Annotated in this window: 20 protein-coding genes and 2 pseudogenes; 9 read left to right on the top strand and 13 right to left on the bottom strand. The window is 43.0% G+C overall.

Annotation, left to right across the window (positions count from 1 at the left end; translation table 11 throughout):
• Nucleotides 1-50: 50 nt before the first annotated feature.
• Nucleotides 51-3,077, top strand: a complete 3,027-nt coding sequence (locus tag R7R78_RS06285) for a DUF6701 domain-containing protein (RefSeq protein ID WP_225473285.1) — start codon at nt 51-53, stop codon at nt 3,075-3,077.
• Nucleotides 3,078-3,142: 65 nt separating this feature from the next.
• Here the strand turns inward: R7R78_RS06285 and R7R78_RS06280 are convergent, their stop codons facing one another.
• The 4 genes from R7R78_RS06280 to pcp all read right to left on the bottom strand — a co-directional run bounded on the left by R7R78_RS06280 (nt 3,143) and on the right by pcp (nt 6,755).
• Nucleotides 3,143-4,435: a DEAD/DEAH box helicase gene (locus R7R78_RS06280; RefSeq protein ID WP_154203928.1), complete on the bottom strand. Its 1,293-nt coding sequence runs from the start codon at nt 4,433-4,435 to the stop codon at nt 3,143-3,145.
• A 170-nt stretch (nt 4,436-4,605) separates the two neighbouring features.
• Nucleotides 4,606-5,592, bottom strand: coding sequence for a CobW family GTP-binding protein (locus tag R7R78_RS06275; RefSeq protein WP_225473284.1), 987 nt, complete (start codon nt 5,590-5,592; stop codon nt 4,606-4,608).
• Between the two features lie 63 nt (nt 5,593-5,655).
• Nucleotides 5,656-5,919, bottom strand: a complete 264-nt coding sequence (locus R7R78_RS06270; RefSeq protein ID WP_017635759.1) for a hypothetical protein — start codon at nt 5,917-5,919, stop codon at nt 5,656-5,658.
• Between the two features lie 197 nt (nt 5,920-6,116).
• Nucleotides 6,117-6,755: a pyroglutamyl-peptidase I gene (gene pcp, locus R7R78_RS06265; protein WP_225473283.1), complete on the bottom strand. Its 639-nt coding sequence runs from the start codon at nt 6,753-6,755 to the stop codon at nt 6,117-6,119.
• Between the two features lie 287 nt (nt 6,756-7,042).
• On the opposite strand from pcp, the gene R7R78_RS06260 reads away from it, so the two are divergent.
• From R7R78_RS06260 to trpB, 4 genes and pseudogenes are all read left to right on the top strand, one after another.
• Nucleotides 7,043-7,291: a hypothetical protein gene (locus R7R78_RS06260; protein WP_005375646.1), complete on the top strand. Its 249-nt coding sequence runs from the start codon at nt 7,043-7,045 to the stop codon at nt 7,289-7,291.
• Between the two features lie 306 nt (nt 7,292-7,597).
• Nucleotides 7,598-7,810 (top strand): cold-shock protein, encoded by a 213-nt coding sequence (locus tag R7R78_RS06255; protein WP_005375644.1) that lies wholly within the window; start codon nt 7,598-7,600, stop codon nt 7,808-7,810.
• 331 nt (nt 7,811-8,141) lie between these two features.
• Nucleotides 8,142-8,450 (top strand): annotated as a pseudogene (locus R7R78_RS06250) (S1 RNA-binding domain-containing protein); the annotation flags it as partial.
• A 400-nt stretch (nt 8,451-8,850) separates the two neighbouring features.
• A complete protein-coding gene (trpB, locus tag R7R78_RS06245) occupies nt 8,851-10,074 on the top strand; it encodes a tryptophan synthase subunit beta (protein ID WP_225473280.1) in 1,224 nt (407 codons plus the stop codon).
• A 131-nt stretch (nt 10,075-10,205) separates the two neighbouring features.
• Here the strand turns inward: trpB and R7R78_RS06240 are convergent, their stop codons facing one another.
• The gene (locus R7R78_RS06240; protein WP_005386175.1) at nt 10,206-11,663 is read right to left on the bottom strand and encodes a DUF3360 domain-containing protein; all 1,458 of its coding nucleotides are present in this window, start codon (nt 11,661-11,663) and stop codon (nt 10,206-10,208) included.
• A 418-nt stretch (nt 11,664-12,081) separates the two neighbouring features.
• Here R7R78_RS06240 and R7R78_RS06235 point away from each other — a divergent pair, with 418 nt between their 5' ends.
• The gene (locus R7R78_RS06235; RefSeq protein ID WP_005375544.1) at nt 12,082-12,498 is read left to right on the top strand and encodes a VF530 family DNA-binding protein; all 417 of its coding nucleotides are present in this window, start codon (nt 12,082-12,084) and stop codon (nt 12,496-12,498) included.
• Between the two features lie 151 nt (nt 12,499-12,649).
• Here the strand turns inward: R7R78_RS06235 and R7R78_RS06230 are convergent, their stop codons facing one another.
• The 5 genes and pseudogenes from R7R78_RS06230 to R7R78_RS06210 all read right to left on the bottom strand — a co-directional run bounded on the left by R7R78_RS06230 (nt 12,650) and on the right by R7R78_RS06210 (nt 17,647).
• Nucleotides 12,650-13,900, bottom strand: coding sequence for a DEAD/DEAH box helicase (locus R7R78_RS06230; protein WP_053350636.1), 1,251 nt, complete (start codon nt 13,898-13,900; stop codon nt 12,650-12,652).
• A 545-nt stretch (nt 13,901-14,445) separates the two neighbouring features.
• Nucleotides 14,446-15,090 (bottom strand): lysophospholipid acyltransferase family protein, encoded by a 645-nt coding sequence (locus R7R78_RS06225; RefSeq protein WP_225473279.1) that lies wholly within the window; start codon nt 15,088-15,090, stop codon nt 14,446-14,448.
• A gap of 9 nt (nt 15,091-15,099) precedes the next feature.
• Nucleotides 15,100-16,032 (bottom strand): phosphatidate cytidylyltransferase, encoded by a 933-nt coding sequence (locus R7R78_RS06220; RefSeq protein ID WP_017635765.1) that lies wholly within the window; start codon nt 16,030-16,032, stop codon nt 15,100-15,102.
• Entirely contained in the window at nt 16,025-16,792 is a 768-nt protein-coding gene (locus R7R78_RS06215) for a CDP-alcohol phosphatidyltransferase family protein (protein ID WP_080996661.1), read from the bottom strand. Before R7R78_RS06215 ends, R7R78_RS06220 begins: the two co-directional genes overlap by 8 nt.
• Nucleotides 16,793-16,796: 4 nt before the next feature.
• Nucleotides 16,797-17,647 (bottom strand): annotated as a pseudogene (locus R7R78_RS06210) (hypothetical protein).
• A 991-nt stretch (nt 17,648-18,638) separates the two neighbouring features.
• On the opposite strand from R7R78_RS06210, the gene R7R78_RS06205 reads away from it, so the two are divergent.
• Nucleotides 18,639-20,033 (top strand): BspA family leucine-rich repeat surface protein, encoded by a 1,395-nt coding sequence (locus R7R78_RS06205; RefSeq protein WP_053303747.1) that lies wholly within the window; start codon nt 18,639-18,641, stop codon nt 20,031-20,033.
• Between the two features lie 240 nt (nt 20,034-20,273).
• Here R7R78_RS06205 and R7R78_RS06200 read toward each other — a convergent pair whose 3' ends face one another.
• Together R7R78_RS06200 and R7R78_RS06195 are read right to left on the bottom strand one after the other, a co-directional pair.
• Nucleotides 20,274-20,519 (bottom strand): hypothetical protein, encoded by a 246-nt coding sequence (locus tag R7R78_RS06200; protein ID WP_033906842.1) that lies wholly within the window; start codon nt 20,517-20,519, stop codon nt 20,274-20,276.
• Nucleotides 20,520-20,559: 40 nt separating this feature from the next.
• The gene (locus tag R7R78_RS06195) at nt 20,560-20,775 is read right to left on the bottom strand and encodes a DUF3820 family protein (protein ID WP_206952771.1); all 216 of its coding nucleotides are present in this window, start codon (nt 20,773-20,775) and stop codon (nt 20,560-20,562) included.
• Nucleotides 20,776-20,919: 144 nt separating this feature from the next.
• On the opposite strand from R7R78_RS06195, the gene R7R78_RS06190 reads away from it, so the two are divergent.
• Nucleotides 20,920-21,228, top strand: a complete 309-nt coding sequence (locus tag R7R78_RS06190) for a cysteine-rich CWC family protein (protein ID WP_080276966.1) — start codon at nt 20,920-20,922, stop codon at nt 21,226-21,228.
• A 38-nt stretch (nt 21,229-21,266) separates the two neighbouring features.
• Here the strand turns inward: R7R78_RS06190 and R7R78_RS06185 are convergent, their stop codons facing one another.
• Entirely contained in the window at nt 21,267-21,611 is a 345-nt protein-coding gene (locus R7R78_RS06185; protein WP_005375560.1) for a HopJ type III effector protein, read from the bottom strand.
• Nucleotides 21,612-21,810: 199 nt separating this feature from the next.
• On the opposite strand from R7R78_RS06185, the gene R7R78_RS06180 reads away from it, so the two are divergent.
• The gene (locus R7R78_RS06180) at nt 21,811-23,580 is read left to right on the top strand and encodes a choice-of-anchor I family protein (RefSeq protein WP_225473278.1); all 1,770 of its coding nucleotides are present in this window, start codon (nt 21,811-21,813) and stop codon (nt 23,578-23,580) included.
• Nucleotides 23,581-23,622: the final 42 nt, after the last annotated feature.

Raw genomic sequence — 23,622 nt, 5'->3', positions numbered from 1 at the left:
TTTGCTCACGCTCGCTTGATGCCATCTTGTTCCACTCATTAGGACATTTGATGATGCGTCTTTGCAGTATTTTCACTGCGGTTCTTTTTTTACCGCTAACCTCACACGCCACCACTTATGACGTAAAAGATCTATCTGAGTTAGGTCAACTTTGCTCACACAAGAGTTTTAGTATCGAAAGCGATGGCACGACTTATCTCTGTACAGGGAAACTAGTCCTACCCGCTGGTGATAAAATTGTCTCCTCATTACCGGAAAAAGAGATAACATTAAAAGCAGATTATGGAATTGTGTTAGAGGGGAATAATACAATTGGTGAACCCAATAAACGTATCTCTCTACACGCCCTCGCTACCGGATTAACGGTTAACAATGAGAAAGCATCAAACCTCGACGATTACCAAAACAAGCACACTGTTATCTATGGTGATCTTCTATCGGCTTATCCAACAAAGCTGCATAACGTTCTCATCGATGGGGATATAGAGCTAACAGGTGAGGCCCTTCATATTAATGGTGAGTACAACACCATTATTGGTGACATTTTGACTCACAGCACGACCAATATATTTAATACAAACATCTGTGGTAAGGTCGAATCACAAGGCGAAACACTACACCTAAAAACAAACCATCCTTTACAAGACCATTTTGTCGTCGGTGATGTTTCTGCGCACAAATCTCTGATTATAAAAGATATGTCGATCTATGGTACGGCTGAATCTGTAGGATCGTCAGCTACATTAAGTGGCTCATTCTATAGTTCCACCGCAGCAATTAAATACTTCCAAACATTGAACTTCAACAACGCTCCAAATCAGCCTAGTCAAGTTTGTGGTGAAATCCAACAAACGCCAGGAAGTGCACAAACGAAAGCACAAGACAACAAATACACGCAATACTGTGGATTGGGCGAGGCTGATTGTCACTACTCTTCCCAAGTCTGTCCAATCACCCCTCAAGATGTTCCGAATTGCAGCATGCAGCCTCCATCGGAGAACGACTTAAACCTAAGCGTCACACCATCGGACGACATGGCACTGATGTGCGGCGACGATCTTCCGCAATTTACAGCAACAACAACCAATAATGGAGAAGTTGTAAGCGCAGAAGTCAGTGCTGTCCTATCACACCCTGACTTGTTCACTTTAGAGGTGGTTAAAGGTCAGCAGACATTAGGAGCCAACCAATTTATATCTGACGAGAATGGTGAACTTGTTGTTCGAGTGGTTCCGAATAATATTGATACGATCTCGTTAGATACCAACTACACACTAACTTTCACTATGGCGAAAGACACGAGCAAGCATCAAACTGTTCGCTTTATGTTTACGCCATTTATGTTTGAGGCCTACTCAAAGACGAAAAGCGCAACTTTAAATGAAATACGCGTTATTGCAGGTAAACCAGAAAACGTGCATACGCGATTGCTTGCTTGTGCCTCCACCGGCGAACCTGTAGTGGCAAGCAACTACAATGGTACGCCTAAGATTTTTCATCCATTGGTTCAACCATTAGGAGGAAGTGAAGGAAACTTTAGCTATTCAGCGGAATTTAAAGACGGCTTGTCTGAACATGGTCTTATCACGAACGAGTCCGGCATATTTGAAGTGACATTGTCCGATCATTTTGAATGTGAGGGATTTGAAGAATGTCCAGAAGAAGGCAAAGTGGAAGTGAAAGGGACATTTAATGTGCACTCGCGACCATGGACACTCGCTATTTGTGACAACCAACGTGCTTTGCCTTCTGGCACCTCTGAACAAGGAGAAGGGTTTCTTGCTGCCGGAGAACTTTTCTCTCTAACGGTGAAACCAATCATTTGGCAACCTGACGGCTCTGTAAGTGGGTCTGTTGAATCAGCACGCTATTGTGATGCTTCTATCACCCGTAATTTTACGCTTGATGACGCTCCAGCAGCATCGGTTGTCTTGTCGAGTGAGCAACATACGCCATCAGAGACAGCGAACCAAACCTCAAAATTGCTAAAAAGTAGTGACTCACTGGCTCAGGCGCATAATTCAGCCAAGAATGATCAATTCGTCTTTAATGGATTATATTGGGAAGAAGTCGGGAGCTTGAGAGTAAAAGCAAACCTAGAAAGTAAATATCTAGGTATGACTGTGAACGAAGGCTATCGTTACGTTGGTCGTTTTTACCCAAAATATTTTCAAGTGCAAGACCAAGAATGGCACTACCCACATGGCCAAACTTTTGCTTACATGAATCAACCTTTTGAGAAAGTCACTTACGATGTTGTCGCACTCAATGCGAATAAGGAAAACGTGAAGAATTACGTCCACTTTTCGTCTAACCTTCAACAACATTTCGATTTAGGCGAGCTAAGCTCATACTCCGATCGGTTTTTGCCGCCTAAGCCTAAGAAGGTAGACTGGAAACTACTGGGTAGCGCGAGTGTTGGAACGTTTGTTATAGAGAAGCCCTCGACCAATGCGACTTGTAACAATAGCCCATGCTGGAAAAAGAACACGACAGATAAGCAATATCCTGATGGTCCATTCAATACCGAGACTAATAGTGATATCAGCCAAATAGGTTTAGTCTCAGTAAAAGCCGTTGATGAGGTAAACTTCTTCGACGATAGCGAAGTGCTCACAAAACAACCAGACATTCGATTCGGTCGTTTGAACTTTCAAGATGTAGGTGGCAACCAAGGCATGGTGATCAAAGTGCCACTTGCTGTAGAAACTTGGCAAAACGGTCGATTTACGACTAACTTCGATGACAGCTCAACAACGGCGAATGGTGAATATTACTTCAGCACGCCAATTTGGTCTCATGCGCCAGCAAACAACGCCCTGCTTTCTGGCGTTGGAACGATGAGTATTGGCAGAATGACCGATATCGTTGCAAGCCAAATTGACTCAGCGCGAGAGCAAATACAATTCCACCTAGATTTAGACAGCTCAGGCAATCGCATCCCTTGGCTGAAATACGACTGGGATAGCTCTACAAGTGAAGAGGAAAACCCACCCGTCATTGTTACGTTTGGTATTCACCGAGGAAACGATCGCATTATTTATCGTGGTGAACCCAATATGCTTGGCCTAAATTAACGCGAAACGGCAAACAAAAAGAGCCCCTCAATTGAGGGGCTCTTTTCATCACAAACTGATGTAATTTACTTTGCGCCACGACGCGCTTTCAGGCGCTTCACCATAGCAAGACGACGCTCTGCCGACCCTTGGTCTGTTGCCGACTGGTTCGGATTATTACGACGACCTTGACGATTCTTAAATGCTGGTTTTGAGTGCAGCTTTTCAATGTAAGATTCACGCTGTTTTGGTTCATAGCCTGCAAGCTCAATACGGCGAATGCGTTGCTGGATCAGATTTTCAACCTGAACCACCGTGAGCTCTTCATCTCGATTTACAAATGAAACAGCATGGCCTTGCTTACCTGCACGGCCTGTACGACCAATTCGGTGAACGTAATCTTCCGCTAAGAAAGGCATGTCATAGTTCACAACATGAGGTAAGTCTTCAATATCTAGACCTCGAGCAGCGACATCGGTAGCCACCATGACACGTGCTTTACCGGACTTAAACTCTTCTAGCGCACGACGACGAGCGCTTTGAGCACGGTCACCATGACAAACCACCGCTTTGATACCATCAAGTTTCAGCTCTTTTACCACTTCGTTTGCGGTCTCTTTGTAGTTCACAAATACCAACACTTGTTTCCAGTTCTTACGACCAATCAGCTCCGAAAGCAGTTCCGTTTTTCGCTCTTGATCAACTGGATATAACACGTGAGCAACTGTCTGTGCTGTCATATTCGCTCGCTCAACTTCAATACGTTTAGGCTTACGCAGGATATCTTTTGCTAACAGATTTAGTTGGCTCGAAGTCGTTGCGGAAAACATCATAATTTGCGGATCAGTATCCACATCTAGCATGATCTTACGTACTGCGTGAATAAAGCCCATGTCCAAGATACGGTCTGCTTCATCAAACACTAAAAACTCTAAGTGTGCGACCGAGACATTACCTTGTTCAATGTGCTCTTCCAATCGACCAGGTGTAGCCACTAGGATATCTACACCGTTTTCTAATGCCGTTACTTGAGAAGACATTTTACGGCCACCGAAAATCGCAGCCACCGACAGGTTCGTGTACTTCGTGTAAGCTTTGATGTTATCAGCAATTTGTTCAGCAAGCTCACGAGTTGGAGCCAAGATAAGTGCGCGAGCAGTCTTACGAGAAGCGCTACGGTTACTGTCTAGCAACTGCTGAATCATAGGCAGAGAAAACGCAGCCGTTTTACCAGTACCTGTTTGTGCTGTAGCGAAAATATCATGGCCTTTGCGAGCCATTGGAATCGCCTTCTGTTGAATTGGCGTTAACTTTTCATAACCGCATTCTGCCAGTGCTTTAACCACTTCTGGCGCAAAACCTTGAGATGAAAATGACATTGAGCGTATTCCTTAAACAAACCACTAAAAATAGCTTTAAAAATTTAGCCGTGCACTATACCCGAATTTGAGTGATTTATCTCACTTTTCTCATTGAAATCCTACAAAAGAAAAAACGGTGAGCACAGATACATTAATGGTTCACCGTTTTCGTTTAACCTTTGTGCGATCTAATGTTTGATGCCAGATAACTGAAGGAGAATTCGCTCAAGCTCATCCCATGGCAACAGCTGAGAATCTATCACTTCTAATCGTGATTCAAAGCCTTCTAAGCTGATTTCATTCACCGACACGACTCGGTTGGCAACATTAAACGCGTAACAACCTTGATCCGTATTGACCACTGCTTTAACACGCTCTGCGGTCAAGTCCGAAAGCATAGAGAAAAGCTTTTCAAAATCAAACTTATACTCTGCCCCAAACAACCACCCACAACTAAAATAACCCTGCCCTTTGTTCTCTTTGCGCACAAAGGCTTCACCAGGCGCCAACTGGAATTGAGGCTCTTGGTGAGCGTGGTCATGATGATGTGACTCGATATGGGAAGAAGCGCTGCCGTAAACCCGCTCAATATCCAAGACTTCTATCGGCAACTCACCGTCATGAATAAGCTTACTGAATACTTTTGAAGGGGATTGGTCCGTCACCCAGTCATTAAACACATCAATGTCGTGGCTGGAACATAGGTCAACCTTACTACCAATAACCACATCTGCACTGTCTAACTGGTCCACGAAGTTTTGGTTAGAAAGATACTTTTCATCACTTAAGTTACGCGGATCAACCAAGACAATCGTCGCTTTAAGATCAACGTAAGGTTCATACTGCTGTGAGGTAAGCGTCGCGATAACCTGTTTTGGATGACCAAGGCCTGTCGGCTCAATCAATAAACGGTCCGGTTTTTGACGCAATAATGCGGTGATACCTACCGACATCGGCACACCCGCAGTGCAGCACATACAACCACCCGGCACTTCTTTAATCAGCGCACCTTGGTCGGTCATCAATGCACCGTCGATGCCAATCTCACCAAATTCATTGACCAAAACCGCCCAGTTTTCGTTTTCCGGTTTGTTCTTCAGTAGATTTAAAATCGTGGTCGTTTTACCGACACCCAAAAATCCGGTCAGTATGTTGGTTGGTACTCGATTTGACATGCTTATCTCCGACACGTTAGTGCATTAATGCTCCAGCAAAGTATACGGAGAATGTGACTCGCTTCAACGCTTTTTATCGCGCTCATCAAGCTCATTGCGTGATGCGTGGGTATACATTTTTTGAGAATGATCAGAGTGACTTATCAACTCTGAACGCTTCATATCAGAAAGATACATACTGGTGTAAATGACGCAGGCAAAAAACGCGATAATAGCGACTACAATGGGAAGAACTCCGAGTGTGTTTTCGAATTTAAGCGCAGCGATAGCCAATGCGAAAACAACGACAGAGATAAGTGCGATAGACTTACTTTTGTTGCTTTTCATGATAACTCGCCTTTCGTAAGGGTAGCCCCTAATACCTCCTGTATTAGGGGAGTGCCAGTTTGAACAACATCCAACCTGACTGTTCAATGCTACTCCTTTCGCTACTTGTGAAATTTGACAAAGCTAACATTTATTACAACATCAAACGATGAACTTATTACTAGCTTTCAGACACTTAGTGGACTGTAAAGCACTTACTAGCAAATCGACCCGCCGCTGACCAATATGTCGTTTTCATTGGCAATACAAACTTGCGCCACCAGCCTTAGCCCTTCGACTATCATCTCCAGAGACATGGAAGGCTGACTGCCATCTACTGCTTGTTCTGGCAATAATGGGATATGAACAAACCCATGACGAATAGGTTTGTCTTTTAGATAATGTTGGATCCCATAAAAAAGGTGGTTACATACAAATGTTCCGGCACTGTTGGAAATCTGGCTAGGTATCCCCTGCTTTTGCAGCGTTTGAACAATACGCTTTATCGGCAGTGTCGAGAAGTAAGCATCAGGACCATCAGCCACCACGGGTTCATCAATCGGTTGATAACCAACGTTATCTGGAATACGAAAATCATCGACATTAATTGCGACACGTTCTGGGGTTATCGCGCTACGCCCGGCCGCTTGCCCTACAGTAATTACACAGTCTGGCTGGTGCGCTTCTATTGCTTCAATAACGACTTTCACCGAGTCATATCGAACTACGGGGACTGGGCAAGTAACTATCACACCGCCTTTTATGGCCACAGCCTCTAATTGCTTGACCGCTTCTAAGGCGGGGTTAATGGCGTCACCACCAAAAGGTTCAAAACCGGTAATCAGGACTTTCTTCATAACAGCCTTTAGGAAAAGAGTTTTACAAATTATTGCACTCCCCTTCACCCCATCCAATAGCAAAAGTATTGATGAGATAAACCAGACAACATTATGTGACTCATGTCTAACCAGCGAGGGTTTTCACTTTATTGAATCTAGACAAGTTCCGGACTATCGAGACTAACTATCGATGATTAGTGGCAGGACGAGGCTCTATCATTACATGACTCGCGCAGAAACTTGGTTTCCACGCTTAACTTAGGTAGAGTACGCGACCGCAATGCAATTCGAAGAGATTGAATACAATGAATATTGATAACCATGTAATCGAAACGATTGAAGAGTTAGAGGCATTTCTGCATTTAGTAGAAAGCGGCGCTCTGGGTCTTGAAGGTGTCACTGGCGTTGCGCTAGCCACCTCAAATACCGATGGCCGTCCATTTGTTGCCGTATTAGGAGAAAAGCACCAATTGCTCCTTGGCCGCTGGGTTTCGCAGCACGTATATGACAATGGTAAAGACATCGTTCGTAACGGCCCAACCAGAAAACACTAAGCGCTCGACGCCACCTATAACAACACGCCGTCTTATACACCAAGCGTATGCTTTGAAAGCAATGCGCTTGGTATACTCAAAAAATAAAAAAGAAAAGGCTAGCCTTTATTAATTTTGTCGGTATACTGCACATCAGCTCTTACGGAAAGAGCTATTAATGTAATTAAAGATCAAAGTTTCTCTCAGTTCCACATCGAATTCCTCGTTTACGTTCCTGCGACAAAATAGTTATCTCTAAAATCATATAGTAGCACTTGATATTAGCTAAAAATTCAATATTTAAAACAATCAAATATAGAGGTATCTATGTCTAATAAATTAACTGGTTCAGTAAAATGGTTCAACGAAACTAAAGGTTTTGGTTTTATTTCTCAAGACAATGGCGGTGATGACGTATTCGTTCACTTCCGTTCTATTGTTTCTGAAGGCTTCAAAACTCTTACTGAAGGCCAAAAAGTATCGTTCGTTGTTGAACAAGGTAACAAAGGTTTACAAGCAGCTGAAGTAACTGCACTGTAATTCTTTGTGTGGCATCAATGTTGTTGGTGCCACAATCCCCTTCCACTTATTACTGCCCTTACTATTCTCTATCTAAGTTTATATACCCAAATCACTTTCAATAAAGTCACTTTGGTATACATCTTTAGGTAACCACACAACCTACCTTGCAATTCCAGTTTGGAACTAAATTAATCTCATTCATATCTGAATCACTTCGCTTCATGCTTTGCTCATAAAAATAAAGTTTATAAAATAAAAGCGATTGGCGAATATAAGAGAAAAAATGAAATTAAATATATCTGCTCAATAAATAAATTCTAATAATTACGAGCACATTATCCCTAGCTGAGAGATTGAGTTTGCACTGAAATGTCATTACATGAAGCCATTTATCGGACAACACTTCATAGGGACAGCGTGTGGAGTCACACACTTCGGAGCATTTGTTGAGTTAGAGGAAAACCGAATCGAAGGTCTCATTCCTTTATCAACTTTCCAAAATGGTGAGTTCGAATTTGATGCAGTCAAACAAAAAATTTCCATCCAGAGCGCCACGTTTACTTTAGGGACCAAAGTGCACGTGTTGGTTAAAGACACCGATTCGAAACAAAGAAAGATTATGTTCAACTTAAAAAATGCGGAACACGCGGTAGGTTAGCCTGTTTTAGGTTACTTTCTAATCCATTAATCAAAAATAAAAAATAAGCTTTTAATACCGCAATTAACTTGTGACATTTCGCTGACATCGACTCATTCTAAAACCCTAATATCTGACAAAGGAAACGAATCTAATTTTTGTTTCCAGACACCATCGCAGAGTGTATTTCCAGCACTCTGTTTGCCTCGAGAGGTTCTTATGACAGCCTAGGATCTCTCGAGGCTTTTTTGCACCTATTCAAACCACCTGATTCTACATCACAACTATTATCCCCTACACAAGCTGTACTTTTTAACTAGTGCACTAGATCGCGAACTCTGATTTAAGCAACTGATCACACAACCACTTCTAAATTTTGGGTATAAAAGTATAAATACTTTCGTTAACTAGGATGTAAATAATGAAAAACTCGTTTGATCTCACTATGCCCAACGAAGAAGGATACTTTGGTGAATACGGTGGTAGCTTTGTTCCACCTGAGCTTGAACAAATCATGCATGACATCAACGCAGCTTATGAGGAATGCAGCAAAGATCCTGAATTTAAAGCGGAACTCGCTCGCCTGTATAAGCACTTTGTTGGACGACCTAGCCCAATCTTCCATGCGGAAAACTTGTCTAAAAAATACGGAGCAGACATCTACCTAAAGCGCGAAGACTTAAACCATACAGGCGCACATAAAATTAACCACTGCTTAGGAGAAGCCATTCTCGCTAAAAAGATGGGTAAGAAGAAACTAATTGCAGAAACTGGCGCAGGACAACACGGTGTTGCGCTTGCTACAGCCGCGGCATTGATTGGCTTGAAATGCGACATTTACATGGGTGAAGTTGATATCGCCAAAGAACATCCGAATGTCGTCCGCATGAGAATCCTTGGTGCTAATGTCATTCCTGCCACTCATGGGCGCAAAACCCTCAAAGAAGCGGTAGATTCTGCATTCGAAGCTTATCTGAAAGATCCTGATACACAGCTTTATGCGATAGGCTCTGTCGTTGGCCCTCACCCATTCCCTAAAATGGTACGAGATTTCCAATCAATTATCGGTAACGAAGCACGAGTTCAATTCAAAGAAATGACCGGCAAGTTACCCAATAATCTCGTCGCATGCGTTGGAGGTGGTTCTAACGCGATGGGGCTATTTACTGCTTTCTTAGAGGATGAACAAGTCGCCATTCATGGCGTTGAACCTGCGGGCCGCTCTTTGCAAAAGGTTGGCGAGCATGCTGCAACACTCACACTCGGTGAGCCAGGTATCATGCACGGATTTAAGTCTTACATGCTTAAAGATGCGCAAGGCGAACCTCAGGAAGTGTACTCTGTAGCAAGTGGCTTGGATTACCCATCGGTTGGACCTCAGCATAGTTACTTAAAAGACATTGGCCGTGTCAATTACGGCTCAATCAGTGATGACGAAGCGATTGATGCCTTCTTTGAGCTGTCTCGTGAAGAGGGAATAATTCCTGCTATTGAATCCTCACACGCTGTCGCTTACGCGATTAAACTCGCGCAGCAAGGAGAAACCGGCTCGATTTTAATCAACCTATCAGGCCGCGGTGACAAAGACATTGATTTTGTCGTTGAACACTACGGCAAAAAATATGGCATTGAATCACTCATATAGCCTAACTCCGTAGCCTAACCCTACATGCAAAAAGCTACCTGGTACTAGGTAGCTTTTTGTTTTTGTCTACTATTTTAAGAAGCAAGTCCCTTTACTCACTGTTCTCACTATACCTTTAGAGCATAATTCGATTAACCGATAAGAGCTGGAATGCCTGGAAGCTGACCAACAATAGCAAGGGAGCCTGCACAAACGATAAACGCAGTGCCAGGAATCAGATATTTATCTTTGCGCGATAGTTCGTTAGCACGCTCATGGTCGCCGATTAGCCCGAGGTTATCCAACAGCATCGTGATTGCCCAACCGAAGACTGGATTAACGAATGCACAGGCAAAAATACAGATACCTGCACTGAGTGAATCTTTATGTTTATGGATCATCTGCATACCCGCTTCAAGAAGTGGTAAGAATACACCCACAATCAAAGCAACGCGCAGAACAGGTTCCCACATTGCTAGATCCATTGGGTAGCCAATTACCGCCGCCGCAATACACATGAAACCCGTTAACAGTGCGCCACCTGGAATAGGACGTTTGGCAATTGCGGCTGGAATCATGTACGTACCCCAAGAAGAAGCTAAATTACCGCCACCTAATAGTGAACCAACCCCCTGACGAACAGACGCTCCGACCATCGTGTCGTCGACATCCATGAGTACGCCTTTCGCTTCTTTTGGGTAGTTAAGTTCTTGAAACACACGATGGCCGAGATAATCAGGGGACCACATAGCGACTGCCAATAGAGCAAATGGAGTCACGGCAATAAAGTGCTCTAGAGTTGGCCAGCCTAGTTGCCAACCAGTATTTTCACCCCACCAGTAAAATGGACTGAAATTAGGCAGGCCCGGCTCTGTGGTAAAAGCAAACTCAGCGCCCATCAAATAAGCAACAATACCCGCGAGTGCAGAGCACAATGGGATAGCGAGCCAACGTTTATTGATCTTGGCTAAGTAAGCGTAAACCATAACGGTTAGACCTATGACCACAAACGAAATGTAACCTTGGTCCGTACTTGCAGCCCACGCTTCCGTCTTATTAATTTGCCCGAGCAACCCAACAGCACCAAGGTAGATCAACAACCCTCCTCGAACCCCGATACCAGTCAGAGTCATGAGTTTAGAGCCACCTTTGGTTAAGGCGAGAATTAACCCAAAAACACATACCATCAAGCCTAGCGCGAGAGGGTGCCCTCCTGCAGCTGCAATCATAGGAATCAGCGGTATCATTGGGCCATGGGTTCCCGCTAAGTTTGCATTCGGGTTTAGGATGGCAGAAAACAGGATGACGAACAGGGCTCCAGCGATAAGTAATTCGTAACGCACGTTTTCTGCAATGAATTCCGGAGATAAACCAAACTGAGCAGCAAAAGCGGAAACCATGGCAGTGACCATAACCACTTTACCAATGGTTGCTGCTAATGCCGGTACCCAGTCTTCGATTTCAATACTGTAATCACGTGAGGGCAAATGAATTCCCCAGCGACGGAAACTCATGACGGTTAAATCATGATTTAGAAAGTCTTCTCGGTTTTCAAATTCATGCGGTTTTTTGCGCACATCCCTGTAAAAAGTCTTACTTTTGTCAGACATTGAGTCATCCTTTTATGTTTCAACGTTGAACTACGTCAACTAGAGTTTCGCTTGGTAGACAGGCCTTCGACCAATACGAGACAACACCCACATCAAACTTCTAGGCCATACTAAGAAAGCGGCATGAACCAATTTTGATTTTGAGCTTATTAAGCATGTGTTGCTATGGGTAGGAATATTAGACATTAGTAAAAGAACAACAAAAATCTCACTTATTACACAATAATTTAACATCGAGCTAGGACGCTTGAACTTTTATGAGTCATTTTTGAGCAGAGAGCCAAGTAGAACGGCTAATTCCGATTTATACTTTCAAGGTAGAGAGCACTGTGCTCGCATCCACCGCAAAGTAACTATAGATATCTCTGCATTGTATACTTTGTTAAACTCCGCCCTTTAATGAGTAAGGCCCTTAAAAATGATGACTGACGAAGAGAGAATCGAGCTGCAACAGAACAATCCACTGCACGGGTTAAAGCTAGAGACTATGTTGCAAGAGTTAGTAGATTTTTACGGCTGGGACATTCTAGATACAGCAATGCGTTTTAATTGCTTTAACACTAAGCCTTCGATTGCAAGTAGCGTGAAGTATTTAAAGAAAACCGAATGGGCGAGAGAAAAATTAGAAAACTTTTACCTTTATCGCTTTAAGCGCATGCCACGCGCGAGCGAAGAAGAATACAACTTACCGCCAAGAGCTCGTACGTTCCCTCATGGCCTTGAACCTAAAGAACCTATGCCACTAACCGTTGACTCTATTCTTAAGTCACAAGCCAAAGCAGCGTCTGCATTTAAAAAGCGTTCACCTCGCGGACGCCCTGCTCGTCGCCAATAACACTATCTTGAAAAGCAATAGAGCCCTACTGGTAGCTCCAGCAGGGCTCTATTGTTCTTTAAAGGAATGGCTAGAAGCGAAGACTCAAGCTAGTGAGCATTCCCTTTCTCCAGCAACTCCCGTAAGTAAACTCACATGTAGTTTACGTTTTCTATTGATTACGCTTTTTCTTCTTTTTACCCGTACCTGCTGGCTTCGCTCGCGGCTTCATTGGTAAAAAGTAGGCTTCACTCTGATCGTCTTCCACTTCAAAACCGACTACCTGCTCGCGTTCAAGTTGGAACTTATTTTTCTTTTCTATCACTTTGAAATGGTGGTAGTCGTCGTAATCGATAAGAGATAACCCTAAACCTACTTCACCAGCACGACCACTACGACCGATTCGATGCATATAATCAGCAGGGCTACGCGGAAGATCGAAGTTAATCACCACTGGAAGTTTTTCAATATCAAGGCCGCGTGCTGCGATATCGGTGGCAATAAGAACTTGAATCTCGCCAGACTTAAAACCGTCAAGGACACGAGTACGAGCGCCCTGCCCTTTATCACCATGGAAAACTTCAGCGGTAATACCGCGTTTTGACAACTTTTGAGCTAAATGGTTACAGGCATTCTTAGCGTTCACAAAAATCAGAGTCTGTCGCCACTGATGCTGTTTGATTAAGTGCGCGAGTACCGCCGTCTTCTCACCTTTATTTACACTAAACACGCGCTGCACCAAAGTGCTGGCTTCTGCGCTCTGCAACTGAACTTCAACAGGGTCGCGGAGCAACTGCTGAGCCAGCGTCGTGACTTTATCAGGGAAAGTTGCAGAAAATAACAGCGTCTGTTTCTTCTCTGGCAGTAACGCAAGAATCTTATTGAGTTCTTCGGTAAATCCGAGGCTCAACATTCGGTCGGCTTCGTCAAGGACGAGCGTTTCTACTTGGTTCAACTTAATCGCGTTACTGGATACCAGATCAAGTAATCGACCCGGCGTAGCTACGATAATGTCACAGCCACCGCGAAGCGCTAGCATTTGTGGGTTCACCGATACACCACCAAATACGGCAACCGTTTTGATCTTATCTCTAAGATGGTATGAGTAAGATTTGACGTTGTATGCCACCTGTGATGCCAACTCACGAGTTGGAACTAAAATCAGGTGAGAAACGAAGTTACCACGGCGATTGTTTGATCCGTCTTGCTGAACAATTTTTTGCAAGATTGGCAGCGAAAAAGCAGCGGTTTTACCAGAACCCGTATTGGCACCACCAATAATATCTTTCCCTTCAAGGATATCAGGAATAGCACGGGATTGAATAGGCGTCGGTTGGCTGTATTCCAACGCTTCTAGTCGCTCGACTAATGTTGGAATCAGGCCAAGATCGGCAAATGTCGCTTGCTGTGTTTTATCTGTCATTACGATGAGTGGCTCAGTGCTAGTAAAGGCCGTGTATCTTATGCTATTTCGCGACTGGATGTTAGAAATAATGGCCCAAACAGAAGATTGGTGAAAGAAGCACTATAGGGTTCAGGAACTTCCTTTCACTAACATGAGTTAATGGTTTCGGTAACCAATACTCTACGACCAAGATGGTAGAGCTCACGACAAGCAAAGGGAAAAGGAGCCAGGCACTCTGACTCCTGTAAAGCAAAACACATTGTATTTTGGGGAAAGAGATTACAAAGGCAGGCCACATCCGAATCAAAGGCTTAACCACACTATTTAAGCTCTGCGGTTTTAAGAACTTAATATAGCTTGAGAAAATACTATAGCTTGCAGGTGGGCAAAGTTACTTAGAACTTCTACTTAAATTAGTAATGTACGAGTAACTTCAAGTATAGAAAATTACTTAATTCAGTGTCCAAAATTGCTGGTTCGGATCTAGTAAGACAAACGGATTCCCTAAGTTTTTGGGGCTCTTGCTTTAAACGATAATGGAGTACTGTCGAGCTAGAACGTATCTACTCTTCGTGGTTAGTCACAATACATGCTTGTGCAAGCTGTTGATATTCAACTTGCATGGTTATTAGAAAGTCATCTGCATTTTCAAACCTCGCGATTGGCACTCCCAATACAACATCACAGTTAAAAGGAACAAGCATCGCTGTTCCTTTAGGGAGCGCTCGACCTAATCCGCGCATCACCACCGGAATGACAGGACAAGTTTTATGTTCATTAACTAAGTGATAAATCCCTTTCTTTAACCCGCTCATAGTTTCAGGTTCACCGCGACTACCTTCAGGAAAGACAATCAAGATATCTCCTTGATTAAGTGCCTTATGGCACTCATCAAATACAGTATGCCGCTCGCTTTTACTCGGTGAACGATGGATGGGAATAATGCCCAAAATATTGAGTGATAACCATGCTGATACTTTGTTTTTGAGAAAGTAATCGGCTGCTGCCACAGGACGCACCTTATGTACCATACTGATAGGAAAGAGTGCCAGTAATACCAAAGTATCGAGATGACTATTGTGGTTAGCCGCGACCACCATAGGACCATTGCTTGGCAGATTTTGCCGATTAATGATGTTGAGCCCCAAACCAACAAACACCAGTGGTTTCACAAACAGCAAGACGAACAAAACTTTTAAAATTTTCATATCGTCTTCTTAGTAGTAGAGGTAATAAATATAGTGGAAGAATAAGGGGGCGGTGAACATCAGGCTATCAATACGATCTAAAATGCCGCCATGGCCGGGGATAAACTGGCTGGTATCCTTAATTTGTAAGTCACGTTTAACCGATGAAATTACCAAATCGCCAATAAAGCCACTCAAGGCGATAATCATCCCTGCAACTAAACCTTGAACTGAAGTTAATGGTGTCAGGTAAGGTGCCACAAAATAGCTAGTGATGATGATGGTTGCCGCACCACCAATAAAGCCTTCCCATGTTTTGTTTGGACTGACTTTCGGTACGATTTTGTGTTTACCGAAGCTCTTACCCCATACGTATTGACAAACATCACTAAACTGAGTGAATACCAATAAGAACAGTAGCATTCCCATTGAACCGGTCTCTGGATTCTTGCTGGGCAATACCAATAAATATGCCATATGACTAACACAAAATACCGTCAGCATTAGCGCCCAGTGAATGATACCTGCTGAGCGAATGAAACCTTTGGTATCACCAATCAGCACCGCGACCATTGGAAGATAGAGGAAGGTGAAGACAGGAATAAAGATGATATACATGCCATACCAACCGATTGATAACCAGTAGTATTGAAACGGGATCGAAAGGTAAGCCCAGAAGATCACACGTCGATCTGTCATGCGCGTTGGTACTACAGAGAGAAACTCTTTCAGCGCCATAAAACTCAAAAAGGCGACAGAAATCAGCGTGTATTGAGTGGGCAGATAGAGCACAACAAAGACGATTCCGATCATCCACCACCAAGAACGAATGCGAAGTTTAAGCTCGTGGTAATCCTTATTAAGATTATGGCGTGACAAATACAGGTAAACCAAAGTGCCAATCACTAGTACGAGTGTGATGGCGGCCATCATGTATAACGAATGCGTAGGGATATTAATCATGGTTAGTTTCACCTACCGCCTTATCGATTGTCTCGTTGGCTGTTAGAGACTTAGAATGCTTGGCCTGATGATTTTTTTCATGGTTCAATAATAAGTTAGCGAGTTCTTTTTTAGCATTAAAAATACATACCAAACGACGCCAACAAGTTACAGCACAGCCAATTACCATGATTGCAAGCGATATGTCCATCAAATAAATGCCAAGTGATAACGTAAACCAATGGTTAATCGCCATTACTAAAAGAGTTACTGTGAGTAGGGCCATTCGATGCTGCTTAGCCATTGGTCCTCGAAAGTCGGCCGAGCAGTCCATGCTAACACCCAAAACGCGAATGTAAGCTGAGAGTACCGCTAATAGTGCCGCAATCCAAGCTAGAGGCATAGAAAATGCTGAATGAGCAACGAAACCAGCAGCGATAATCAACAGCGGATCGGCAATACGGTCTGGAACATCGTTAAACAACTCACCAGCAGGGGTTTTCTTCCCACCTTCTACAGCGACCATTCCGTCAAATAGATTGCACAATAACCGCATTTGAACCATCAGAGCGAACAGCACTAACCAAATTGGCGTAGGCCAGAAGCGATAACTAGCTGCAAAAGCAAGGCCAATAGCGGCAAAGAGGATGCTCATCAGTGAGATTTGGTTAGGGGTAATGTTTTTTTGGCTCAGCCAAATAGCAATTCGTTTGATAACTGAGATTTTACGCACTGCAAGAGGGCGTCGATTAGACTCGTTTTTGGATTCCATGCAGTCCATGTCCTTAAATAAGTTTTGTCGCTGTTACAGCAATTGCACATATAATTATTGGTTGACCTAAGAAAGCAGCAGCAAACAACGCGGCCTCACCATGTGCGCTCTGGAGTATAAATTTGAACATGTCAGAGCGAACATTCCCAAACCAATACACTAGGTGGTAATCATCTTTAAACACTAGGTCACTGGCAGCAATACTCGCCGATACAACAAACGTTAAAGCTCCTGCACCTTTAAAGTTTGCAACCCTAGATTTCGGGCTAAAACCCGGTTGCATTGCTTTAAATGAGTTAAGCGAGTATTTTTTCGGTTCATGTTGATACGAGCGCCATTCACAAACGCATGTTTGAGTGCTTTCCCGTTCTGATCTGTCCCATTGAATGCGACAATGATTTTTCCTCTGCTCTCAACAAGATCCGCCTTAATGTTCATATCCCCGAATTGCTTAGCAATAGACGCGGCGTCAAACATCGGCTCTGTGTGGTTGAACCATGATTTTGCTGCATTAATACTCGCAACCAGAATCGAGCCAAACGTTATGCAATATCTTGTGCGCATCTTCTAAATCAGTAATAAGTATATGTTGATGATTTTTAGCCATTTCATCTTCAAGTGAACACTGTTGCCCGGTAGAATCGCTCAGAATTTGAGGCGTTTTTAAACCTTGAGAGATTTGACCTAATCCAGCCTCTTGTCTATCTCTAAGAACCCTCTCTCTAATTTCTGTCCTTCGCTTTTCATCGCTCGCGGTATACCTCAACTCTTCCCTCTTCCTGCGCTCTCGACGTTGGCGAGCTACTCGTTCTCTAGTTGTTTCTTGTCTTTCTTTTTGGGCTACGGAGCGGATTCATATCTCATGGGAGTCGGTTTTACTGATAAATAAAAAGGATAATAACAATATTTTCAGTTATTTATCATCCTCAAAAAGATTACCTGATGATTTAACCAGTTAAATAGACAATTTGACAGACCAAACAGGCACAATGAAGGCTCAATAGTGTTGGGTTACATTCTATCGGATAACTTTTCGTAGGGTAAAATGAACGACACAGATCTTCTAGAGTGTTTGGTCTAGCGAGTTTTGGGGCACTTTTGCGTTAGAAGTTGCCCACGGTAAAATTTCTGGACAAAAGCGTTTTAGTTCACATGCTCCGCCTGACGTTACTTAATTTTGGCCTATAAAAAATTTTTATTCATTGCAAATGAATGAGCAATGACAATCATTCAGTTTTCCCTTAAAGCCAATCACACCAATATCTAGATCACTGATTTCTTAGCTTGCCACTGCTAGCGTGTGTGTTTCTTGATGTAAAACAGGAAATAACACACATGGCACTACCCACGCTCACCGAGGATAAAGGCAAAGCTTGACTCTTCAAGGTCATTACCTAAATACCAGAGCTAAATGCTTGTCTAATGAGGTTATTCTTGGATAGTGGAATGACAACACTAGAGATATACCGCATCCAAGTTCGTGATATTGTGAAGAAGAATGGACAGTTAACAAAATTCTTTGCGGTTAAAAGATGGTGAGCATCCTAGCATACTAATCGGTAGAAGCACTTTTGCAGTATGACTGGAACATAATGACGTGAACGTACCAATCATTCATTTGATGATTGGGGATAAGTCATTAGAAACAACATTGAGGCTAATATAAACAGATACTGTAAGTATGTTAGCCATTGCTGATATGGAGTTTAAAAATAAAACATATGCTGAACAGTTGTGTTGTAGTGGTCAACTAAAATTTAGAGGGGCACCTTGTATATGGAAAGCTTCGTCTGTTTTTTATAGTAGAATAGACATAATATACAACAGGTTAAGTTTTATTGAATAAGGGAAGATAATGCAGAAGTTACAGCCAATTCTTTTGATAGGATTATTTTTACTGGCAGGCTGCGAAAAAGAAGCTACCCCAACACATCCGCTTATGCGGCAAGAATTGGTTGAAATGATCAAAGCAGGTAGAGATGTAACTCAGGTAGATGTTTCTAAAATTAAAGATATGAGTAGACTTTTTGCTCATAGGCATACATTTAACCAAGATATCTCTAGATGGGATGTTAGTAACGTTACTAACATGTCCTATATGTTTCATGATGCTAAAGCGTTTAATCAGGATATCTCTGGATGGGATGTTAGTAACGTTACCAATATGACCAATATGTTTAGCCATACTCATTCTTTCAACCAGAACATATCGGGGTGGAATGTTAGTAATGTGACGGATATGACAGCCATGTTCTTTGCGGCTAGGACCTTTAATCAGGACTTGAGTGCTTGGAATGTCTTGAATGTGGCCAACTATATGACTTTCAATTACGATGATGATGAAATGACTTCAGCGCTGACGGATGAGCATAGACCCAAATTTCTTCCAATGAAGGTTACTGTCGATGATATTAAGGCGATGCTCTACTTCAAGGAGGATATATCAAACGTTGATACTTCTGAAATAACAGATATGAGTAAGCTTTTTTATGAAATGCATTCCTTTAACCAGGATATTTCTAATTGGGATGTTAGTAATGTAACCAACATGGCGGGAATGTTTTGGAAAGCAGACTCTTTTAATCAAGACCTATCAAAATGGAATGTCTCCAATGTGACCAATATGAGAACTATGTTCGGTGGTGCTAGCTCTTTTAACCAAGATATTTCAAACTGGAACGTTGGCAAGGTTGAGGATATGAATGGAATGTTTGCTAAGGCAAAGTCTTTCGATCAGGATATCTCAAGCTGGAATGTAAGCAAAGTCAAGACTATGGAAGGTATGTTTGCTAATGCTGTATCATTCGATCATAGCATAAATCTCTGGGATGTAAGTAATGTTGAAAATATGTCCTACATGTTTTATCTGGCGAGAAAATTCAACCAAGACTTATCAGAATGGGATACAACTAGTGTACGATATATGTCGTATATGTTTCATGGAGCGAGTAAATTTAATGGAGATATCTCATCTTGGAACACGGGTTCTGTGCACTACATGAAAGGTATGTTTTATCAAGCAGAGAATTTTAATCAAGACATCTCCAACTGGGATGTTACTGGAGTGAATAGTACTTATATTATGTTCTACGGAGCCAAATCTTTTAATCAGGACATAAGCAATTGGGATATAAGAAATATTAACTCAATGTGGGGAATGCTTCATGGTACAGAGTCCTTCTCTTATGATTTATCCGATTGGGCTCTTGATTCTATTTTATACGCAGATCCTGAAGAATCTACTCTTTAATCCTTTCTCTAGATTTCCTATAGTTAAATCACTGATAAAGCATGTACATTTGCGTGGATACTTATTTCTCTAAATAAGCGTTCTCAATTGTAAACGGTATAATCTAATTGGTACACACACCAAAAGGATACAGTGCTAGGACTGAATGGCCCAAAAAGAGTCAGCCTAACGGTCTGGCTCTTTTGAATGAAAAAATAGTCTGGTGGGAGAACTTGTAAGGCTGTGGCAGGTTACACTCACTTACTCCTTAGGCAGGTGACCAGTTTCCTTCGCAAGCTTTTGCATCGCCTCGGCAAACGTTGTTGTCCCGCCTTTAGCTTTAAGCTGTATTACCTTATATCCCAACTTTTCCAACGCTTGGCGCTCTGCCAAAACAGCTTTGTCATTGTGTTGGCTACCTTGAGCTGGCTGATGAATGTAGCATCCCTCTAGTTTACCATCTTCGACCAATTGGTGATGTTTCAGTGCATCGATATCAAAATTCATAATAAGTCTTTTCATTAAGAGTGGGAGTTTCTGTGGCTAGTTACATACGCTTCAAAGGCTTCACGACACCATCTAAGCCTTCAATTTTGAGCGCTAAACATAGCTTGAGCAAATCCCCTAGCTCGCCGCTTGGCCAGCCCTTTTTATCAAACCACAGTAAGTATTCTTCAGGCAGGTCGATTAACACTCGCCCTGCATATTTCCCAAATGGCATTTGCATTCTAGCGAGTTTAATGAGGTTTTCTTTTTCTAACATAAGTGACAGAGAGTTAAGGTAACTCGCCCAAGGGTAACACTGGTTCTCCCTCCTCACCAGCAAATCGCAGTCACGTTTATTTTTGGCGGCCTTGACTCGCTTTATGCTAGAGTACGCGGCATAAAAAATGAGAACGAGAAAGCAATGAAGTCACCTTGTCGAGCAGCATGTAAAAATAACGCCGGAATATGCTCTGGTTGTCACCGAACGATGGATGAAATCATCCAATGGAAAGACAAAACCGATCTCCAACGAGATGCGATTATCGAACAAATCGCAGGAGAAGATTCAACACACAGTTGTCCTGAATGCGGGACTCAAGCCCATTGTGATATCGCCGCAGGCAAAGAGACATGCTGGTGCTTTACTATTGAAACCCGTGATTTACCCAAGCCAAGCGCCAACCAGCTGTGTTTGTGCCGAAAATGTCTAGAAAAAAAGCCAGTCGCGTAATACGACTGGCTTACTGATCATCGTTTTCTGACTGGTGTTTATTTAGCGGTTAAAGCGGACGCTTCAAACTTAATGCCTTCCCACCCTGTCACCATAAAATTACGAATATTCTGGTGATCGCTGTTCTCTGGATGCTGCAATACATCTTCACGATAAAAACGGCCAAAGCAGGCTAGCGTCGCTTCTTTGTCTAGGTTGTTTAGCAAACCGAAAGCGAAGATCTTACACGAACCGTTGTTCTCGCCTGCATTGTTTTGTGTCTCACCATTTACAAAAGCGGTTGGCTCAAACGTATAGTTATCTTCGATCACCGCCATCGTTGCTTCAAATTCGACCTGCTCTGGTGACGCTGCCAATAAATCTAAAAACGATTTTAATTCCATTATTCCTCTATCCCTACCTCATCATATTGATGACACATTAGTTTCATAAAAAGCCAATATAAGAGTCATCAATCATACATATATTCAGAGCCTTACCAAATCACACGTCATTCAGCGCTCTATCATTCCAGTTGCGGAAATGGACAGCAGCATAAAACCCATGCTGATTGACAACCTATCGGATTGATAAGGAGATATCATGATCACCCCTTTAAAGGCAATCGGTGCACTCGCATTGTCATCACTTGCCATCGCGTGTTCATCACAACCCGAAGATACCGTGGCTTCATTCGCTACACAATGCAAACCTACCACTGCGCCCGTTGCTGGGGAAACTTCAATTCAAGGGTTAACGTTTATCGGGACATCCGTTGCTGATGCTCCATTCGACACATCGGCAGCTGAAATCGTCAGTTATGACGCCTGTACAGATAAGCTCTATGTGGTGAATGCTCAAGCAAAACGTATCGATGTAATGTCTATGGATGACAACGGCGTACCAACGCAAAGCGCATTCATTGATCTCAACAGCGCTGGCGAAGCAGCGGGCATTGAAATTGGCGCAGCAAACAGTGTCGCTGTATTCAATGGTTTGGTAGCAGTTGCGATTGAAAACAGTAATAAACAAGCGAATGGTATTGTTGGCTTGTACCGCTCCGGCGATTTGTCATTAGTCACGACTTTCCCAACAGGCGCATTGCCAGAAATGGTTGGCTTCTCAAAAGATGGCCGATACATCGCAACCGCTAATGAAGGAGAACCAAACAGCGATTACAGCATTGACCCTGAAGGTAGTATCACTTTGATCGATCTGAGCCTTGGTGTTACTCAAGCAGAAGTGACACAAATTGGCTTTAACGAATTTGATGGTTCACGAAAAGCAGAGCTCCCAATGAATGTGCGTATTTCGGGGCCAAACGCCACCGTCGCACAAGATCTAGAGCCTGAATACCTCACTTTTGCAGATAACGGTAAAATCTATGTCGCGCTACAAGAAAATAACGCCATGGCAATCGTCAATCCAGAGAGCAAATCGGTAGAAAAAATTGTTGGCTTAGGTGAGAAGTCTTGGTCGGGCGCTAAACTCGATGCATCCAACAAAGACAAAATCATTGGGAACTTGAAAAGCTACCCACAACTGGTTGGCTTATTTATGCCTGACACCATCGACAGCTACTCAGTGAATGGGAGTACTTACATCGTATCGGCAAATGAAGGCGACGGGCGTGAGTACGGATTCAAAACCACTCAAGAACTGTGCGACAAAGCTGGCTTTATGTGGGATGAAGACGATTACCTCGGTACAGATGAATATACATCTGAGCAAGGAACCTGTTTAAGCCATATTGATGAAGTGCGCGGTAAGAAGCTGAAAGTGGCAGCAGAACACCCATTGGCAGAGGCACTAAAAGACAACAAACAACTCGCGCGTTTAAAAGTGATTAAGCCGGAACAAACGCTTTCTGCACAAGAGAATGTTCAATCATTTGGCGCGCGTTCATTCTCGATTTGGGATGAAAACGGCAAGTTGGTCTTCGATAGTGGTGACGATTTCGCGACTATCGCGCTGCTGAATGAAGGCAAGAACTTCAACAGCACCAACGATAACAATAGTAGTGGGGATGACCGAAGTGATGATAAAGGTATTGAGCCAGAGGCGATTGAAGTAGCACAAATTAACGGTCGTCATTACACGTTTATCGGCTTGGAGCGTCAAGGCGGTATCATGATTTATGACATCACAGACCCGAAACAAGCGCAGTTTATGCATTACGTAAACCGCCGTGATTACAATCAGCCAGTATGTACAGAAGTCGAAGATGGCGAATGCATGAACGACACATACAATCCAAAAGCAGGCGATTTAGGTCCAGAGTCCATTAATTACTTTACCCGTAACGGTGGTCATTTTATCGTCGTTGGCAATGAGGTATCGGGCACGACATCCGTCTTCCGAATCAATCTATAAAGTAATGTAAAAGTCATTTAGAACCAAAACGCCCGACGTAAG

This window comes from Vibrio sp. 2134-1, assembly GCF_033339495.1.
The sequence above is the reverse complement of the archived record's forward strand: the minus strand, read 5'-3'. Positions and strand labels throughout refer to the sequence as shown.

Coding starts and splice junctions, on each gene's coding strand:
- R7R78_RS06215 (WP_080996661.1), bottom strand. CDS start 16,792: ATGGACTGCATGGAATCCAAAAACGAGTCTAATCGACGCCCTCTTGCA.
- R7R78_RS06280 (WP_154203928.1), bottom strand. CDS start 4,435: ATGTCATTTTCATCTCAAGGTTTTGCGCCAGAAGTGGTTAAAGCACTG.
- R7R78_RS06240 (WP_005386175.1), bottom strand. CDS start 11,663: ATGTCTGACAAAAGTAAGACTTTTTACAGGGATGTGCGCAAAAAACCG.
- R7R78_RS06220 (WP_017635765.1), bottom strand. CDS start 16,032: ATGATTAATATCCCTACGCATTCGTTATACATGATGGCCGCCATCACA.
- pcp (WP_225473283.1), bottom strand. CDS start 6,755: ATGAAGAAAGTCCTGATTACCGGTTTTGAACCTTTTGGTGGTGACGCC.
- R7R78_RS06195 (WP_206952771.1), bottom strand. CDS start 20,775: ATGTTAGAAAAAGAAAACCTCATTAAACTCGCTAGAATGCAAATGCCA.
- R7R78_RS06225 (WP_225473279.1), bottom strand. CDS start 15,090: ATGAAAATTTTAAAAGTTTTGTTCGTCTTGCTGTTTGTGAAACCACTG.
- R7R78_RS06235 (WP_005375544.1), top strand. CDS start 12,082: ATGATGACTGACGAAGAGAGAATCGAGCTGCAACAGAACAATCCACTG.
- R7R78_RS06255 (WP_005375644.1), top strand. CDS start 7,598: ATGTCTAATAAATTAACTGGTTCAGTAAAATGGTTCAACGAAACTAAA.
- R7R78_RS06200 (WP_033906842.1), bottom strand. CDS start 20,519: ATGAATTTTGATATCGATGCACTGAAACATCACCAATTGGTCGAAGAT.
- R7R78_RS06260 (WP_005375646.1), top strand. CDS start 7,043: ATGAATATTGATAACCATGTAATCGAAACGATTGAAGAGTTAGAGGCA.
- trpB (WP_225473280.1), top strand. CDS start 8,851: ATGAAAAACTCGTTTGATCTCACTATGCCCAACGAAGAAGGATACTTT.
- R7R78_RS06270 (WP_017635759.1), bottom strand. CDS start 5,919: ATGAAAAGCAACAAAAGTAAGTCTATCGCACTTATCTCTGTCGTTGTT.
- R7R78_RS06205 (WP_053303747.1), top strand. CDS start 18,639: ATGCAGAAGTTACAGCCAATTCTTTTGATAGGATTATTTTTACTGGCA.
- R7R78_RS06185 (WP_005375560.1), bottom strand. CDS start 21,611: ATGGAATTAAAATCGTTTTTAGATTTATTGGCAGCGTCACCAGAGCAG.
- R7R78_RS06275 (WP_225473284.1), bottom strand. CDS start 5,592: ATGTCAAATCGAGTACCAACCAACATACTGACCGGATTTTTGGGTGTC.
- R7R78_RS06190 (WP_080276966.1), top strand. CDS start 20,920: ATGAAGTCACCTTGTCGAGCAGCATGTAAAAATAACGCCGGAATATGC.
- R7R78_RS06285 (WP_225473285.1), top strand. CDS start 51: ATGATGCGTCTTTGCAGTATTTTCACTGCGGTTCTTTTTTTACCGCTA.
- R7R78_RS06230 (WP_053350636.1), bottom strand. CDS start 13,900: ATGACAGATAAAACACAGCAAGCGACATTTGCCGATCTTGGCCTGATT.
- R7R78_RS06180 (WP_225473278.1), top strand. CDS start 21,811: ATGATCACCCCTTTAAAGGCAATCGGTGCACTCGCATTGTCATCACTT.